This window comes from Rhodoferax sp. P1_F3, from assembly GCF_056405715.1.
Genome location: NZ_JBFUBO010000007.1, coordinates 1 through 15,982, shown reverse-complemented (window position 1 = coordinate 15,982; position 15,982 = coordinate 1). Strand labels below are relative to the sequence as shown.

The window sequence follows — 15,982 nt, the reverse complement described above, 5'->3', positions numbered from 1 at the left end:
GGGCAGCAGGGCCAACAAGGCGGCGGCCGGCACCGTGCCCGCCAAGCTTTAAAAACCATCTTTCGATCACATACACATTAATAAATGCTTAAAAATTGCATAAATCAATATTTGTGATCACAAATCAAAGGCCAGTACTAGAATTCACCTATCTCCACCACCGGCCTTCCCCATGTCCACCCCCAGTGCCATCGCAGCCTTTCTGACCCAACACCGCATCCACGAAGTGGAATGTGTGATCCCCGACATGACGGGCATTGCGCGCGGCAAGATCCTGCCGCGCGACCTGTTTTTGGCAGCGGGGGAAATGCGCATTCCCAAAAGTGTGCTGCTCAACACGGTGAATGGCCAGCAGCCGGACAACGGCCCGTTTGTGGGCGACACTGACCCGGACATGGTGTGCATCCCCGATGTGAGCACCGCGCGCGTGGTGCCCTGGGCGGCGGAGCCGGTAGCGGTGGTCATTCACGATTGCCAGGAGTGGGATGGCAGCCCGGTGCAGATATCGCCACGCGGCGTGTTGCGCCGGGTGCTCAAGCTCTATGAAGAACGCGGCTGGACTCCCGTGGTGGCGCCCGAGATGGAGTTTTACCTGGTGGCCCGCCAACAAAACCCTCACGAGCCGCTGCAGCCGCCGCTGGGCCGCACCGGCAAACCCGAGGCCGGGCGGCAGAGTTACTCCATCGACGCGGTTAATGACTTCGACCCCTTCTTCATGGAACTCTCCAGCTTCTGCCAGCAACACCAGCTGGGGGTGGAAACACTGATCCACGAAGCCGGCCCGGGCCAGATGGAAATCAACTTCAGCCACGGCAACGCGCTGGACCTGGCGGACCGCGTGTTCCTCTTCAAACGCACGGTGCGCGAGACGGCGCTGCGCCACGGCATTTTTGCCACCTTCATGGCCAAACCGATGGAGCAGGAGCCCGGCAGCGCCATGCACATCCACCAGAGCATTCTGGATGCCGATGGCAACAACCTCTTCAGCCTGCCCGACGGCTCGGCCAGCCCCTTGTTCAGCCAAAGCATTGCCGGGCTGCAGGCCTACATCCCGCAGCTGATGCCGATGTTTGCGCCGTATGTGAATTCGTACCGGCGCTTGTCGCCCTTTATGTCGGCGCCCATCAATGTGCGCTGGGGGCATGACAACCGCACCTGCGGCATTCGTATTCCGCAGTCCAACCCCGCCAACCGCCGGGTGGAAAACCGGGTGCCCGGCGTGGACGTGAACCCCTACTTGGCCATGGCCGCCACGCTGGCCTGTTGTTATCTGGGCATGACCGAAGGCCTGACACCCAGCGCCCCCACCACCGACAGCGCCTGGAACGTGAGCCACGAACTGCCTCGCCACCTGGAAGACGCCATTGCCTCCATGCGCAGCTGTGCACCCATGCGCGAGGTGCTGGGTTCGGGTTTTGTGGACGCCTTTTGCGCCGTGAAGGAACTGGAGTACGCCACCTACAACCGCGTGATCAGCTCGTGGGAGCGCGAACACCTGCTTTTGCTGGTGTAAGCCGAGGCCTTGCCATGACACAGCCTTTCCAGCAGCTCGACCCCCAACGCCTGGCGACCGTGCGCGAACGCGAACGTGCCGCCTATGCCGCGGCCAACCCCACGTCCCACGCCCTGTCGCAACGCGCCGCCAAGCACCTTATGTTTGGTGTGCCGCTGCACTGGATGAGCGACTGGTCCACCCCGTTCCCACTGCACATCGCCCACGCTCAGGGCGCGCGGCTTACCGATGCCGACGGCCACCGCTACGTGGACTTTTGCCTGGGCGACACGGGCGCCATGTTTGGCCACAGCCCGCCCGCCGTGGCCCGCGCCATTGCAGCCCAGGCCGCCCAAGGCATTACCACCATGCTGCCCGGCGAAGACGGCGTGTGGGTAGCCGAGGAGCTGGCCCGCCGCTTTGGCCTGCCGGTATGGCAGTTTGCGCTGTCGGCGTCTGACGCCAACCGCTTTGCCATCCGCTGGGCGCGCGCGCTCACCGGGCGCACGCAGGTGCTGATCTTCAATGGCTGCTACCACGGCACGGTCGACGATGTGTTTGTGGACTTGGTGGACGGCCAGCCGCGCACGCGCGACAGCCTGCTGGGCCAGGTGGTGGACATCACGCGCACCACCCGCAGCGTTGAATTCAACGACCTGGCAGCGCTGGAGGCCGCCTTGGCGGATGGCCAAGTGGCCTGCCTGCTGGCCGAGCCCGCCATGACCAACATCGGCATGGTGCTGTCCGAGCCCGGATTTTGGGGGGCCGCGCAGGCGCTGTGCCGGCGCTACGGCACCCTGCTGCTGATCGACGAGACGCACACCATCAGCTCTGGCCCCGGTGGCTACACACGCGCCCATGGCCTGCAGCCCGACCTGCTGGTGCTGGGCAAGCCGGTGGCCGGTGGCGTGCCGTGTGCGGTGTATGGCTTCAGTGCCGAGGCCGCCGCGCTTGCCGAAGCCGCCAAGCGCAACGCACCGCCCGGCCACAGCGGCATAGGCACCACGCTGACCGCCAACCTGCTGACCATGGCCGCCATGCGCGCCAACCTGGCCGAGGTAATGACGGAGGCCGCCTACACCCACATGACCACGCTGGCCGGTCGCTTGGCCGAGGGCTTGCGCGCCATGATCGTGCGCCAAGGCCTGGGCTGGTGTGTGACGCAAATCGGCGCGCGCACCGAATTCCAGTTCACGCCCACGCCACCACGCAACGGCAGCGAGGCCGACGCCATCCTCAATCCGGCGCTGGAGCAGAACATTCACCTCTACCTGCTGAACCGGGGCCTGGTGATCACACCGTTTCACAACATGATGCTGGTGTGCCCCGACACCACCGCCGACGATGTAGACCGACTGGTGGCCACCATGGATGCGTTTGTGGTGGACACTCTGGCCCCATGAGCGAAGCCCCCACAACGAAAGCCCCCGGTAGCACCGACCAGGACCGCGTCTACACCACGCTGCGGCAGTGGATCACCGTGGGGCGTTTTCTGCCCGGCGAGCGGCTCAAGATCCGCACCGTGGCGGCGGACATGGGCGTGGGCCAGATGCCGGTGCGTGCGGCCCTGCAGCGCCTGGCCGCCGAGGGCGCCCTGGTCAACGTGCCCAATGCGGGGGTCACCGTGCCCCGCCTCTCGCTGCCAGAGTTTGACGACCTGCTGCAAATGCGCATGCTGCTGGAGGGCGAAGCCGCCGAGCGCGGCAGCCTGCGGCTGGATGCCATGCAGATAAGCACGCTGCAGGGCTGGAGCGCCGACATGGCAGCGGCACTACACGCCAGCGACGCCAAACGTTACCTGGACATCAACGAAGACTTTCACGTGCTGCTCTACAAGGCCGCGGGCTCGCCCTTGCTGTTTCAGGCCATCGACACCTTGTGGCTGCGCGCCGGCCCCATCTCCAACCGCCTGTTTGACACACCCGCCGCCAGCGCCGTGCTCAACGACGCGCATGACGACTTGGTGCAGGCCCTGGTACAACGCGACAGCGCCGCCGTGCGTCGTGCGGTGGAGCGCGACATTTTTGTGGCCGGCCAGTTTTTGCGCGCGGCGTGTGGGGACAAGAAGCGCAAGAGCACTATGTGATGCCCTGCTTCTTACTTCGCAGTCGGCATCACAAACTCAGCGCCCTTACCGATGCTCTCGGGCCAGCGCTGCATGATGGACTTTTGCTTGGTGTAGAAGCGCACGCCCTCTTCGCCATAGGCGTGCATATCGCCAAACAGACTCTTCTTCCACCCGCCAAAACCGTGCCAGGCCATGGGCACGGGAATGGGCACATTGATGCCCACCATGCCCACCTGCACGCGGCGGCTGAACTCGCGCGCCATGTTGCCGTCGCGGGTGAAGCAGGCCACACCGTTGCCGAACTCGTGGTCGTTGATAAGCTGCAGCGCCTCGGCAAAACCGGGCACGCGCACACAGGCCAGCACCGGGCCAAAGATCTCTTCCTTGTAGATGCGCATCTCAGGCGTGACGTGGTCAAACAACGTGCCGCCCAGCCAGAAACCTTTGTCGCAACCCTCGCCCGCCTTGGTGCCGTCAAAGCCGCGGCCATCGGCCAGCAGTTTCGCGCCCTCCTCCACACCGAGGTCGATATAACCGCTGATGCGCGCATGCGCTGCGGGCGTGACGATAGGCCCCATCTCAGCGGCCAGGTTGGTGCCGTTGAGCACCTTCAGGGTCTTGGTACGTTCCAGCAGCTTGGGGATGACCTTGTCCGCCACATCGCCCACTAACACCGCCACGCTGATGGCCATGCAGCGCTCGCCAGCGGAGCCGTAGCCCGCGCCAATCAGTGCGTCCACCACCTGGTCGATGTCCGCATCCGGCATGACCACCATGTGGTTCTTGGCGCCGCCCAGGGCCTGCACACGCTTGCCGTGGTGGGCGCCGGTCTCGTAAATGTAGTTGGCAATGGGGGTAGAGCCCACAAAGCTCACGGCCTTCACATCGGGGTGCACCAGCAGCGCGTCCACAGCTTCCTTGTCGCCCTGCACCACGTTGAACACGCCATCGGGCAGGCCAGCCTGTTTGAGCAGCGCGGCCATGAAGAGGCTGGCAGAGGGGTCGATCGGGCTGGGCTTGAGCACAAAGGTGTTGCCAGCGGCAATGGCGACCGGGAACATCCACATGGGCACCATGACCGGAAAATTGAACGGTGTGATGCCCGCCACCACGCCCAGCGGCTGGCGCAGCGTCCAGTTGTCGATGCCGGTGGACACCTGGTCGGTGAAGTCGCCCTTGAGCAGCTGCGGAATGCCGCAGGCGAATTCGACGATGTCGATACCGCGGGACACCTCGCCCTGGGCGTCGGTGAACACCTTGCCGTGCTCGGCGGTAATGAGGTGGGCCAGTTCGTCCTTGTGCTGGTTGAGCAGCTCCAGGAACTTGAACATCACGCGGGCACGGCGAATGGGCGGCGTGTCCGACCACTTGGGGAAGGCGGCCTGGGCGGAGGCCACGGCGGCATTGATTTCAGCCCCATTGGCCAGAGCCACTGAGCCAGTGACTTTGCCAGTGGCAGGATTGAAGACATCCTGGGCGCGCCCACTGGTGCCGGCCGTGATCTGGCCGTGGATGTAGTGGGCGATGGAATGAACGTGGGACATGCAGTGTGTGTTTCTAAAAAGGTTCAGGTGCTGGCTGCCGGGGCCAGCATCCATTCGTGGGCCGGGTCGTTCTTGAAGACCCAGAAGCGGTTGGGGCCCGCCATTACGTTGAGGTAGTACGAGTCATAGCCATGCGGTGCCACCACGGGGTGGTAGCCCTTGGGCACCATGACCACATCGTGGTTCTCGACAGCGCAGGCCTCGTCAATGCTGCGGTCGTCGGTGTAGACGCGCTGGAAGGCGAAGCCTTGCGGCGGGTTGAGGCGGTGGTAGTAGGTCTCCTCCAGCAGGGTCTCTACCGGGGGCTGCTCCACATCGTGCTTGTGCGGCGGGTAGCTGCTGCTGTGGCTGGCCGGGGTCATCACTTCCACCACCAGCAAGTGGGCGGCGGTGGGGTCGTCGTGCGGCAGGATGTCGCACACGTACCGGGTGTTGGTGCCCTTGCCGCGCACGCTGCGGCGCATGCTGGCGGGGTCGAGCACGCGCACTGCACGGTCTGTGGCGTCGCTCGGCGCGCTGCACAGGCCGACTTCGGCATTGCGCACCGCGCGCACTGTCACTGTCTTACCAGCGGGCACGTAAACAGCTGCGGGCGACTTCTCGTCAAACACGCTGTCGCGGGTGCCCAGGTTGGCGTGGGTGGTGCCGTCGATGGTCACATCTACAGTGCCCGTGAGCACCACGACGCACAGCTCCCGTGCACCAGTAGCTACTGTTTCGATAGCACCCGCTTCGAGCCGCACGGCCCGAAAGCCCACGTGCGTCCAACCCGCGCGCTCGGGGGTGACATTGACAATCTCACGGCCCGTAGGGGCGGCTTTGGCGAGTAAGGGGCTGACCATGGCGGTGTCCTTTGCAAATCAGGCCAGGCTTTTGACCAAGCCGCTCAGGGTCTCGAAACCCTTCTTGGCGTACTGGTAACTGGGGGCCACGGCGGGGTCTTGCTCGGCCTCGACCACCAGCCACCCTTCGTAGCCGGCTTCGCGCAGCACTTTCAGTGCGGCGGCGTAGTCAATGCTGCCATCGCCCGGCACCGTGAAGGTGCCGTTGATCACGCCGTTCAAGAAGCTCCAGCCGTCGTTGCGCGCCTGGGCAATTACCGGGGTGCGCACGTCCTTGCAGTGCACATGCACCACGCGCTTCACGTGTTTCTGGAGCAAGGCCGCGGGGTCGGTGGCTCCCCCAAAGTAGGCATGGCCGGTGTCGAACAGCAAAAACACCTTGGCCGGGTCGGTCAGCTGCATGAGCTTGTCGACGTCAGTTGGCGACTCCACATAGGCGCCCATGTGGTGGTGGTAGGCCAGCTTGATGCCGTAAGTCTTAAGCAGGTGCTCACCAAAGGCATTGAGGCGCTCGGCGTAGGCCAGCCACTGCGCATCGGAGGAAAACTTGGGGCGCTTGCTGACGGGGGTGTCGATCTGGCCCTGCACGGTGCCAGCGCACTCACCATACACCACCACCTTCACGCCGTTGTATTGCAGCTTGACCATGTGGGCCTTGCAGCGCTCCACCTCTGCGGCCACGGCCTGTTCGCTGGTCTGGCCGGTTTCCACCTCGGCCAGAAAGCCGGAATACCAGCCCGACACACAAGCCAGGCCGAATTCGTCGAGCTTGGCTTTCAGGCCGGGGCCGTCTTTGGGAAACTTGTTGCCCAGCTCAAAGCCTTCATAGCCAATCTCCTTGCCTTCGCGCAGCGCGGTTTCCAAAAGGGTCTCGCCGCCCAGTGAAGGCAGGTCGTCGTTCATCCAGGACAAGGGGTTGATGCCGATGCGGACATTCCAGGTCATAGTAGGTGCTCTCAGGTAAAAGAATGTGTGGTGAAGAAAAGCAGGTTCAGACGCGTTGTTGGGTCTGGGCCTTGACGTAGCTGGCGTGGGCCTCATGCACCTCGGTACGTGTCGAGACTTCGGGGATCGCGACCTCCCACCAGCAGCCGCCATCGGTGATGCGGTGGTGGGTGGTGTCAATCACGATCACCTGCGTGCGCTTGGATCGACGCGCTTTGACCATCGCGGTCTTGAGCTCGGCCACGTCCTTGACGTGCACCGCGTCGGCGCCCATGGCACGCGCGTGCATCGCGAAATCAATCGTGCTGCGCTCACCGCCCTCGGGCACGCAGTCATCGAGCATGTTGTTGAAGCCGGGGCTGCCGGTCTTGATCTGCAGGCGCTCAATGCAGCCATACCCCCGGTTGTCCAAGATCACGACAATGATCTTTTGACCCAGCAGCACTGAAGTGGCGAGCTCGGAGTTGGCCATCATGTAGGAGCCATCACCCACCAGTACGATGGACTCCTGGTCTGGGCGAGCCATCTTCACGCCCAGGCCACCGGCCACTTCGTAGCCCATGCAGGAGTAGCCATACTCCATGTGGTAATTGCCCGGTAGGCTGGCGCGCCAAAGCTTGTGCAGTTCGGCCGGCAGGGTGCCGGCGGCGCACAGGGCCACGTCGCGTGTCCCGCTGTCTAGGCCCAACTCGGCGGCAGAGTCCCGCACCGCACCAATCACTTCAGCGTCGTAGGGCAGCACGTCTTTCGGGATATTGGTGGTCAATTCGCTGATGCGTGCATTGGCTGCAGCCGCTTGCTGTTTGGCACGTACCGTCCAGGCGGCATCGGCAACCCAGCCGACTAGGCCGGTTTCCAATTGGCCCAAGCCCACGCGGGCATCGGCAACCAGAGCGGTTCCACTCCATTTGCCGGCGTCATAGGGTTGCACGTTTAGGCTCAGCAACTTGGCTTGTGGGAACAGGGCGTGCGAACCAGTGGTGAAGTCTTGCAGGCGCGTGCCCACGGCAAACACCACATCGGCCTCGCGTGCCATGTCATTCGCCCAAGACACACCGTCCACCCCAATCGCGCCCAGGTTCAGCGGGTGGTCCCAGGGCAGGCTGCTCTTGCCGCCATGTGACTCGACCACGGGCACGCCGTGCGCATCGGCAAAGGCGCGCAGCTCGGCCCAGGCCTGGCTGTAAATCACACCTCCACCGGCCACGATCAAGGGGCGCTTGGCAGTACGCAGCAGCGCCACCGCATTGGCCAGCTCGCGCGCGTCTGCCGGTGAGCGGCGGAAGCGCAGCACCTCAGGATTCAAAAAGTCTTCAGGACAATCAAAGGCCATAGCCTGCACGTCTTGTGGCAAAGACAGGCATGCCGGGCCGCAATTGGCCGGGTCCGTCATCATCTGGATTGCGCGGGGCAATGCGGTCAGGATGTGCTCGGGGCGGGTCAGGCGGTCGAAGTAACGCGTGACGGGGCGGAAGCAGTCGCTGGCGCTAACGTCCCCGTGGCCGAAGTTCTCGATCTGCTGCAGCACCGGGTCAGGGCGGCGGGTGGCAAACACGTCACTAGGCAGCAGCAGCACCGGCAAGCGGTTCACATGCGCCACCGCTGCTGCGGTGATCATATTGGTGGCACCCGGACCAATGCTGGTGCTGACAGCCATGATGCGTTGGCGGAACTGGGCTTTGGCAAACGCAATGGCCACATGCGCCATGGTCTGTTCATTGTGGGCGCGGTAGGTGGTGAGTTTGTCACGCTCAGCCACCAGGGCCTCGCCCATGCCGGCCACGTTGCCATGGCCGAAGATGGTGAAGACACCGCCGCAGTAGGGCTGGATGGTTCCGTCGTGCATTTCCACACGCAGAGCGGCCAGGTGTTTGACGAGCGCTTGTGACAGCGTGAGTCGTTGGGTTGTAGTCATGGCAGGTGTTACCGAAATTTCAGGCGACGGCACGCACCATCGTGCGACGGTTGCGCCAGGCGTCGACCAGGATGGTGAAGTTGCGGGCCACTTCGGCCACAAAGGCATCGTCCGACACATCACCGCGCAACCAACGCAGCGAAGCGTCCGCCCACAAACTGCGGCCGACCATGAAACCTTTGACAACCGGGTTGGTCGCGTTGCGGAAGCTGTCCACCAAGTGGGCGATGGGCTGATTCAGGCCCAGAATCACTGCGCCACGGCAATGCGGGTCGCGCTCGGCCAGCAAAGCCTCCAACGCCGCCCAACCTTGGGGCTGCATGGGAGCCAGCTTCCACCATTCAGGCTTCACACCCAGGTTGTAGAAGCGCTTCACCGAGCGCAGCACCACGTCGTCTTCTGTACCTGCCAGGGTCAAGGCCTTGGGGGAGATGATTTCCAGCAAGAGTTCGTTGTGGCTTTCGCGGGTGGCTTCCCACAGCTCCAGCACTTTTTGCTCTTGCTCGATGCGCAGCGCATATGCGTCATCCGGGTGGTAGTGCACTAGGCACTTGACCACATGTTCGGTAGGCCAGTGGGTCAAGGCACTGCCCACCGAGCGGGTGCCATCAAACCGAAGAGGGCGAGAACCAGGCAGCTCCACCGGGCGCCCCACCCACCAGCCTCGGCCTGTCGCGGCAGCCAATGCATCGGTTCCATAAGCACCACCATCAATCAGCACACCCGTGTGGTCTTGTAGTTGGCGGTCCGCTTCGACGCGCTCGGCCACGCGCACCAGCAGCTGCTTCAACGCAGGAATGCGGGCTTCATCCGCACCCGCTTCGCGGGCCAAGTCCAGAAACTGGCTGCGGTGGTCAAACGCTATCACGCAGAGTTCATTCCACTCTTTGCGGTTCGGGGTTACCCGGTGCAAGTGAGCCAGTTGGGCATCGGCATCCACTTTGGGGTTGCGGCTTCCGCTGAACCAATGTGCCAGCTCTTCGGGGGTGGGCATGGCAGCAGAGCAGGCATGGCGGGACACGACGATGGCGCCGCAGGCATTGGCCATGCGAGTGGCCTCCGTCCAATCTTTGCCCTGCAACAAACCAGTCATCAGGCCGGAGAGGAAGGCATCACCAGCGCCCAGCACGTTGAGCACCTCAACGCGTTCGCCCTTGTAGGTAGGTGCCTCATCAATATCGTCCGACACCGCCCCTTCAATCACGCAGCAGCCCAAGGCACCGCGCTTGACTACCAGGGTGGCAGGTGTCAGGGCGCGCACGGCGCGCAGGCTGGCCACGATGTCGTTAGCCACGCCACCGGCGATGAAAAACTCTTCTTCGGTGCCCACCAGGAGGTCGAATTCTGGCAACACTTCCTGTAGTTGGCGGGTGACATTGGCATCGGCCACGTAACGATTTTCACCCGCACCACGGCTTGTCAGGCCCCACAGCACGGGGCGGTAATCAATATCCAACACCCGCACTGCGCCGTGTTTGCAGGCATAGCCCAGAGCGGTCAGCGCCGCGGCACGGGTACCAGGGGTGGACAAGTGGGTGCCGGTGATGGCCAAGGCCCGGCACTGCGCCAGGTAGGACTCCTGGATTTGCGCTGCGTCGATGGCCATGTCCGCGCAGTTTTCGCGCATGAACAATAGCGGGAAGGTGTCCCGGTCTTTCAAACCCAGCAGCACTTGCCCCGTCAAACGCTCGGGGTCGATCTGGATCTGGCTGACATCGCAGCCTTCGTTCTCCAGGGTTTCGATCAGAAAGCGGCCCATCTGTTCATTGCCCACGCGGGACAACATGCCACTGCGCAATCCCAGGCGCGCCACGCCGAATGCCAAGTTGGCAGAACTGCCACCCAGGTACATCGCCATGCTGCGCGCATCTTCAAGGCGGCTGCCAAATTGCTGCGCGTAAAGGTCAACCGCCAAGCGGCCCAGGCATGCCAGGTCGATGGGGCGGCCGGAAGGAAATTTGAGGGTACTCATCGGGTACGGGGTCCAAAGGACATGTTAATGACTCGCGGAAGCTGCGCGAAACAGCAACGTGAACAGCGCAGGCGCTTTTACCGTTTCGGTGACTGTAAAGTATAAAGAAATAAATTTCGCTAGGTGTAATCACTTAGAAATAATTTTCGTTTTTTAATTACAGTTCAGTCCGTGGCAAGGAAATGTCCTGTGTACGACCAAGCCCGACAACAGGTGACATTCCGTCATCCGTTACTACAACCTAGTTAGGAGATACATCAACATGAAAAAGCTTTTGATTGCAGCCGCCGTCTCTTCCGCCGCCCTGGTTTCCCCCATGGCAGCCCACGCGCAAAAAGTCGGCTTGGCAATGGCCCAGCTGGACACTTTCCTGACCATTCTGAAAAACGGAACCCTGGAAGCCGGCAAGAAGGCAGGCGCCACCGTGCAAGTGGAAGACGCTGGCAATGACGTCGGCAAGCAGCTCAGCCAAATTCAAAACATGATTGCGCAAAAGTACGACGCCATCATCGTGAACCCTGTGGATACCGACGCCACCCCCAAGATCACAAAAATGGTGTCGGACGCTGGCATTGCTTTGGTGTATGTGAACCGCAAGCCCGTGGATTTCGAAAAACTGCCCAAGGGCGTAGCGTTTGTGGCCTCTGACGAAAAAGTGTCCGGCACGCTGCAAACCCAGGAAGTCTGCCGTTTACTGAAGGGCAAAGGCCAAGTTCTGGTGTTGATGGGCGAGTTGTCTAACGAAGCGGCACGCACACGCACTAAGGACATCGAAGAAGTGGTCGCCACCAAAGACTGCAGCGGCATCAAGATCGCCGACAAGCGTGAAGGCGCCTGGGACCGTACAAAGGGCCAGGACATCACCACCAACTGGTTGTCCTCCGGTGTGAAGTTTGACGCCATCATCGCCAACAACGACGAAATGGCCATCGGCGCCATCAACGCGTTGAAAGCTGCCAAAAAGTGGACACCTGCCAGCATCGTGGCCGGTATCGACGCGACACCTGACGCGTTGGCTTCCATGAAGGCCGGCGACCTGAAGGTCACCGTGTTCCAAAATGCAGCAGGCCAAGGTTCTGGCGCAGTAGAAGCGGCAATCAAGCTGATCAAGAAACAACCGGTGGACCGTTTCGTGAACGTGCCCTTCGAGTTGGTGACGCCTGCTAACCTGAGCAAGTACTCCGGCAAGAACTAAGCATTTGCCCTTGCATGCAATGCAACCCGGTGGGTTGCATTGCTGTTTGTTTTCAATATGAGAAATCAGGATGTCTGAAACTGCCACTTTGGAAGCACCCGCACTGCCCACGCAGGCTGGTGAGCCCCCTCTTTTAGAAATCCTCGGTATCCGCAAGGGATTCCCCGGGGTGATTGCCCTGGACGGCGTAGGCTTCAAGTTGCGCGCGGGTACAGTGCACGCCCTGATGGGTGAAAACGGTGCGGGCAAGTCCACGCTGATGAAGATCATTGCCGGTATCTACATACCAGACCAAGGTCGAATCAGCCTCAAAGGTCAACACATCACGCTCAAATCTCCGATCGATGCGCTGAACAAAGGCATCGCCATGATCCATCAGGAATTGAACCTGATGCCCCACATGACCGTGGGTGAAAACGTCTGGATCACGCGTGAACCCAAGAACGCATTCGGTTTTGTAGACCATACGGCCCTGTACAAGCAGACGGCCGAGCTCTTTAAAACGCTGAACATCGATATCGACCCGAAGGCGGAGATTCAAACCCTCTCGGTCGCCAACCGGCAGATGGTGGAGATCGCCAAGGCCGTCTCATACAACTCCGACGTGCTCATCATGGATGAGCCCACCTCCGCGTTGACCGAGAAAGAGGTGTCGCACCTGTTTGCCATCATCCGCAACCTGCGGGCCCAAGGCAAAGGCATCATCTACATCACCCACAAGATGAACGAGCTCTTCGAAATTGCCGACGAGTTCTCTGTGTTCCGCGATGGCAAATACATTGCCACCAAACTCTCCACCGAAGTAACCCGCGATGACATCATCAAGATGATGGTGGGCCGCGAGATCACCCAGATGTTCCCCAAGCAAGAGGTACCGATCGGCGAGGTGGTGCTCTCCATCAAGAACCTGACCCTGAATGGCATTTTCAAAAATGTGAGCTTTGATGTGCGTGCCGGCGAAATCGTCGGTATGGCCGGCTTGGTGGGCTCCGGCCGTTCCAATGTGGCCGAAACACTGTTTGGCGTGACCCCGGCCAGCAGTGGCACCATCACCATCAATGGCAAGGAAGAACGCATCGACACGCCCGCCAAAGCGATGCAGTGCGGCATGGCCTTTCTGACCGAAGACCGCAAAGACACCGGTTGCTTCCTGGCCCTGAACATCCAAGAGAACATGGACAGCGCGGTACTCAACAGCCGCTATGTCTCCAACGGCTTTGTGCAACACAAGCAACTCAATGAAGATTGTGTGGCCATGGCCAAGCGCCTGCGCGTCAAAACACCGGACATGAATGAAATCATTCTGAACCTGTCCGGTGGCAACCAACAAAAAGTGCTGGTGGGCCGCTGGCTGCTGACGAACCCGAAAATTCTGATTCTGGATGAGCCCACCCGCGGCATCGACGTGGGCGCCAAAGCCGAGATTCACCGCTTGGTGTCAGAGCTGGCAGGCCAAGGCGTGGCCATTTTGATGATTTCTTCAGAAATGCCCGAAGTGCTTGGCATGAGTGACCGCATTGTCGTGATGCACGAAGGCACAGTCACCGGCATTCTGGACCGCAAAGATGCAGATCAGGTGTCCATCATGGACCTGGCTGCCAAGTAATTTCCCGAAAGACGCAACCATGACTACTTCTACCGTCTCTGCATCCCCTGCTATGAGCAGCAAACCCAAATTCAAGCTTCCCACAGAGGCCAGCATCCTGATTGTGCTGATTGGTATCAGCCTTTTTTTTGAAGCACTAGGCTGGTACGTGAACGGCCAGAGCTTCATCTTTAACCTCGAACGGCTGCAGATCATCATCTTGCAGATGTCGGTCATCGGCATCATTGCGGTGGGGGTGAACCTGGTCATCATTACCAGCGGCATTGACTTGTCCTCAGGTTCGGTCGTCGCAGCCGCTGCAGTGGTGTCCGCCAGCCTGGCACAGGTGTCGGACTTTCCGCGGGCGATCTTCCCCGGACTGACCGATCTGCCAGTGATCTGGCCCATCCTTGCCGGCATGACTGCGGGCTTGCTGATCGGGTTGCTCAATGGCTCCTTGATTGCCTACACCGCCATTCCGCCATTCATCGCCACCTTGGGCACCATGGTGGCCGCACGCGGCTTTGCCAAATGGTTCACCGGCGGAATGCCCGTCAGTATGCTGACCCCGGAATTCGCCTGGATCGGCGAGGGGGCCAACCCGGTGATCATCTTCCTGGTGATCGTGGCGATTGCCCATGTGGTGCTGCGCTACACCCGCTTTGGCAAATTCACCTACGCCATCGGCGCCAACCGCCAGGCAGCACGCGTATCGGGTATCAATGTGAACCGCCACCTGATCTGGATCTACACCATTGCCGGTTTGTTGAGTGGTATTGCTGGCACCGTCACCGCAGCCCGCGCCATCTCCGGCCAGTCCGGCATGGGCGTGAGCTACGAGCTGGACGCGATTGCGGCCGTGGTGATCGGCGGCACCTCGTTGGTGGGCGGTCTGGGCCGGGTCACCGGCACGGTGATCGGCATTCTGATCCTGGGTGTGATGATGTCGGGCTTTACCTTCATCCGCATCGACGCCTACTACCAGGAGATGGTCAAGGGCGCCATCGGCCTTAACGCCGGCCCTCCCCTCACGCGCCACAGCCCACCTTCGGGTGGCCTGTGGCGCTTGCATGCGTTACACGTTCGCGGCGGTATAGGTGTGAAACGGCAAAGCCGCCTGGGCCAACGGGCGCTCCCCGGCCGCTGAACGCACCATGCGGTCCACCAGTTGCTGCGCCATGGCCTCACGGGGATGGGACAGTACGACCGTGGCCTGCCCCTCCAGCAACGCGCGCCGGGTAATGTCCGTCAAGTCGTGGCACACCGTGATCAGGCCGGGAATTGCAGCCTCGCGCAGTGCGTCCAGCACGCCTTCAATGCCACCACCAGCCACATACACCCCCACCAGATCCGGGTGACATAGCAACAGCTCCAGGGTGGCTTTGCGCGCCAACTCCACGTCTTCCAGACTGACCAAGGTCTCTAGCACTTGGAACTGCGGTGCGTACTCGCGCAGGTAGGAGCGAAAACTGGCCTCGCACTCCTCCTGGCACACATAGCGGTGACTGCCCAATAACAACCCCACCTTGCCGGGCCGCGGGCACAACTGCGCCACAGACCAAGCGGCCATCCGACCCATCTTCCGGTTGTCGACACCCACATAGCCACTGCGGGTGGTGGAAGTCAAATCGGTCACCAAGGTGAATACCGGTGTGCCAAGCCCTCGCACCTGCTCGACTGCGTGGTTGATCACGGGATGGTCGGCTGCCACCAGCGCCACCGCATCCACCACGGCCGCCATGGCGTTCAAACGTTCGGCGACATGCCGGGGAGTGAACTCCTCCATGAACTCAATCACAGGTGTGCCTACGGCCGGACGCAGACTTAGCACTTGCTGGCGCAGGGCCTGCCCCAACGCGCGGTAGAAAGGGGACGCCTGGCTCTGCAACAAAAAGCCGAGCCGGACGGCGCGAGCTTCTTGTTGCACCCGGCGTTCTATCAGCCCCGACCGGCGGAAGCCCAGGTCTTTGGCGGCCTGCAACACCCGCTGGCTTGTCGCAGGCCGCACCGCTGCTCTGCGGTTGATGACACGGTCCACCGTTGCCACCCCAACACCGGCCAATCGGGCCACATCCTGCATGGTTGGGTTTGTCATGTCACGCCTTTGATAGATCTATCAATCTCAATTTTACCGGCTTGATAGCTCTGATATGCGATTCACCTGAAATACCCAATTTCATAGATAAAGCGGAAATAATTTTCGGACCGAACTGAGGTAACTGCTTGTGCAAAGTGAGTACCTTCATTTGATAGGTTTATCACGACAACAACCAGAACCAGGAGACCTGAATGAAGATAGCCCTAGACCCGTACATGATCCGGCACCTGTCGCTGCCCGAGCTGTGCCGTGCCACCGCCGAGCTGGGTTACGACCAGATCGAACTCTCCCCCCGCTCCGACTTTCTGGACTGGTGGGTCATGCCC

The 15,982-nt window shown here is 61.5% G+C and carries 11 protein-coding genes and 2 pseudogenes; 7 read left to right on the top strand and 6 right to left on the bottom strand.

What is annotated here, in order from left to right; translation table 11 throughout:
* Positions 1–172: 172 nt before the first annotated feature.
* From AC1DZ5_RS12685 to AC1DZ5_RS12675, 3 genes are read left to right on the top strand one after another with little or no spacing between them, the layout of a single operon-like run.
* On the top strand, positions 173–1,513 hold the full coding sequence (locus AC1DZ5_RS12685) for a glutamine synthetase family protein (RefSeq protein ID WP_477889547.1): 1,341 nt from the start codon (positions 173–175) through the stop codon (positions 1,511–1,513).
* A gap of 14 nt (positions 1,514–1,527) precedes the next feature.
* The gene (locus AC1DZ5_RS12680; protein WP_477889545.1) at positions 1,528–2,895 is read left to right on the top strand and encodes an aspartate aminotransferase family protein; all 1,368 of its coding nucleotides are present in this window, start codon (positions 1,528–1,530) and stop codon (positions 2,893–2,895) included.
* Positions 2,892–3,578 carry a GntR family transcriptional regulator gene (locus tag AC1DZ5_RS12675; protein ID WP_477889543.1) on the top strand — a complete coding sequence of 229 codons (687 nt, stop codon included), beginning with the start codon at positions 2,892–2,894 and terminating at the stop codon, positions 3,576–3,578. The genes AC1DZ5_RS12680 and AC1DZ5_RS12675 overlap by 4 nt, the downstream gene beginning before the upstream one ends.
* Positions 3,579–3,589: 11 nt before the next feature.
* Here the strand turns inward: AC1DZ5_RS12675 and AC1DZ5_RS12670 are convergent, their stop codons facing one another.
* From AC1DZ5_RS12670 to AC1DZ5_RS12650, 5 genes are read right to left on the bottom strand one after another with little or no spacing between them, the layout of a single operon-like run.
* Positions 3,590–5,104 carry a CoA-acylating methylmalonate-semialdehyde dehydrogenase gene (locus AC1DZ5_RS12670; protein ID WP_477889541.1) on the bottom strand — a complete coding sequence of 505 codons (1,515 nt, stop codon included), beginning with the start codon at positions 5,102–5,104 and terminating at the stop codon, positions 3,590–3,592.
* A 23-nt stretch (positions 5,105–5,127) separates the two neighbouring features.
* Positions 5,128–5,946: a 5-deoxy-glucuronate isomerase gene (gene iolB, locus AC1DZ5_RS12665; RefSeq protein ID WP_477889539.1), complete on the bottom strand. Its 819-nt coding sequence runs from the start codon at positions 5,944–5,946 to the stop codon at positions 5,128–5,130.
* An 18-nt stretch (positions 5,947–5,964) separates the two neighbouring features.
* Complete coding sequence (gene iolE / locus AC1DZ5_RS12660) at positions 5,965–6,891, bottom strand: myo-inosose-2 dehydratase (protein ID WP_477889537.1); 927 nt, start codon at positions 6,889–6,891, stop codon at positions 5,965–5,967.
* Positions 6,892–6,937: 46 nt separating this feature from the next.
* Entirely contained in the window at positions 6,938–8,806 is a 1,869-nt protein-coding gene (iolD, locus tag AC1DZ5_RS12655; RefSeq protein WP_477889535.1) for a 3D-(3,5/4)-trihydroxycyclohexane-1,2-dione acylhydrolase (decyclizing), read from the bottom strand.
* 19 nt (positions 8,807–8,825) lie between these two features.
* Positions 8,826–10,778: a bifunctional 5-dehydro-2-deoxygluconokinase/5-dehydro-2-deoxyphosphogluconate aldolase gene (locus AC1DZ5_RS12650; RefSeq protein ID WP_477889533.1), complete on the bottom strand. Its 1,953-nt coding sequence runs from the start codon at positions 10,776–10,778 to the stop codon at positions 8,826–8,828.
* Positions 10,779–11,040: 262 nt separating this feature from the next.
* On the opposite strand from AC1DZ5_RS12650, the gene AC1DZ5_RS12645 reads away from it, so the two are divergent.
* From AC1DZ5_RS12645 to AC1DZ5_RS12635, 3 genes and pseudogenes are all read left to right on the top strand, one after another.
* Entirely contained in the window at positions 11,041–11,973 is a 933-nt protein-coding gene (locus AC1DZ5_RS12645; protein ID WP_310340032.1) for a sugar ABC transporter substrate-binding protein, read from the top strand.
* Positions 11,974–12,043: 70 nt separating this feature from the next.
* Complete coding sequence (locus tag AC1DZ5_RS12640) at positions 12,044–13,579, top strand: sugar ABC transporter ATP-binding protein (RefSeq protein ID WP_477889530.1); 1,536 nt, start codon at positions 12,044–12,046, stop codon at positions 13,577–13,579.
* A 19-nt stretch (positions 13,580–13,598) separates the two neighbouring features.
* Positions 13,599–14,564: pseudogene (locus AC1DZ5_RS12635) on the top strand (ABC transporter permease); the annotation flags it as partial.
* A 69-nt stretch (positions 14,565–14,633) separates the two neighbouring features.
* Here AC1DZ5_RS12635 and AC1DZ5_RS12630 read toward each other — a convergent pair.
* A complete protein-coding gene (locus AC1DZ5_RS12630) occupies positions 14,634–15,653 on the bottom strand; it encodes a LacI family DNA-binding transcriptional regulator (protein WP_477889528.1) in 1,020 nt (339 codons plus the stop codon).
* Positions 15,654–15,847: 194 nt separating this feature from the next.
* On the opposite strand from AC1DZ5_RS12630, the pseudogene AC1DZ5_RS12625 reads away from it, so the two are divergent.
* A pseudogene (locus AC1DZ5_RS12625) lies at positions 15,848–15,982 on the top strand (sugar phosphate isomerase/epimerase); the annotation flags it as partial.

Coding starts and splice junctions, on each gene's coding strand:
- AC1DZ5_RS12640 (WP_477889530.1), top strand. CDS start 12,044: ATGTCTGAAACTGCCACTTTGGAAGCACCCGCACTGCCCACGCAGGCT.
- AC1DZ5_RS12675 (WP_477889543.1), top strand. CDS start 2,892: ATGAGCGAAGCCCCCACAACGAAAGCCCCCGGTAGCACCGACCAGGAC.
- AC1DZ5_RS12650 (WP_477889533.1), bottom strand. CDS start 10,778: ATGAGTACCCTCAAATTTCCTTCCGGCCGCCCCATCGACCTGGCATGC.
- AC1DZ5_RS12630 (WP_477889528.1), bottom strand. CDS start 15,653: ATGACAAACCCAACCATGCAGGATGTGGCCCGATTGGCCGGTGTTGGG.
- AC1DZ5_RS12645 (WP_310340032.1), top strand. CDS start 11,041: ATGAAAAAGCTTTTGATTGCAGCCGCCGTCTCTTCCGCCGCCCTGGTT.
- AC1DZ5_RS12670 (WP_477889541.1), bottom strand. CDS start 5,104: ATGTCCCACGTTCATTCCATCGCCCACTACATCCACGGCCAGATCACG.
- AC1DZ5_RS12680 (WP_477889545.1), top strand. CDS start 1,528: ATGACACAGCCTTTCCAGCAGCTCGACCCCCAACGCCTGGCGACCGTG.
- iolD (WP_477889535.1), bottom strand. CDS start 8,806: ATGACTACAACCCAACGACTCACGCTGTCACAAGCGCTCGTCAAACAC.
- iolB (WP_477889539.1), bottom strand. CDS start 5,946: ATGGTCAGCCCCTTACTCGCCAAAGCCGCCCCTACGGGCCGTGAGATT.
- AC1DZ5_RS12685 (WP_477889547.1), top strand. CDS start 173: ATGTCCACCCCCAGTGCCATCGCAGCCTTTCTGACCCAACACCGCATC.
- iolE (WP_477889537.1), bottom strand. CDS start 6,891: ATGACCTGGAATGTCCGCATCGGCATCAACCCCTTGTCCTGGATGAAC.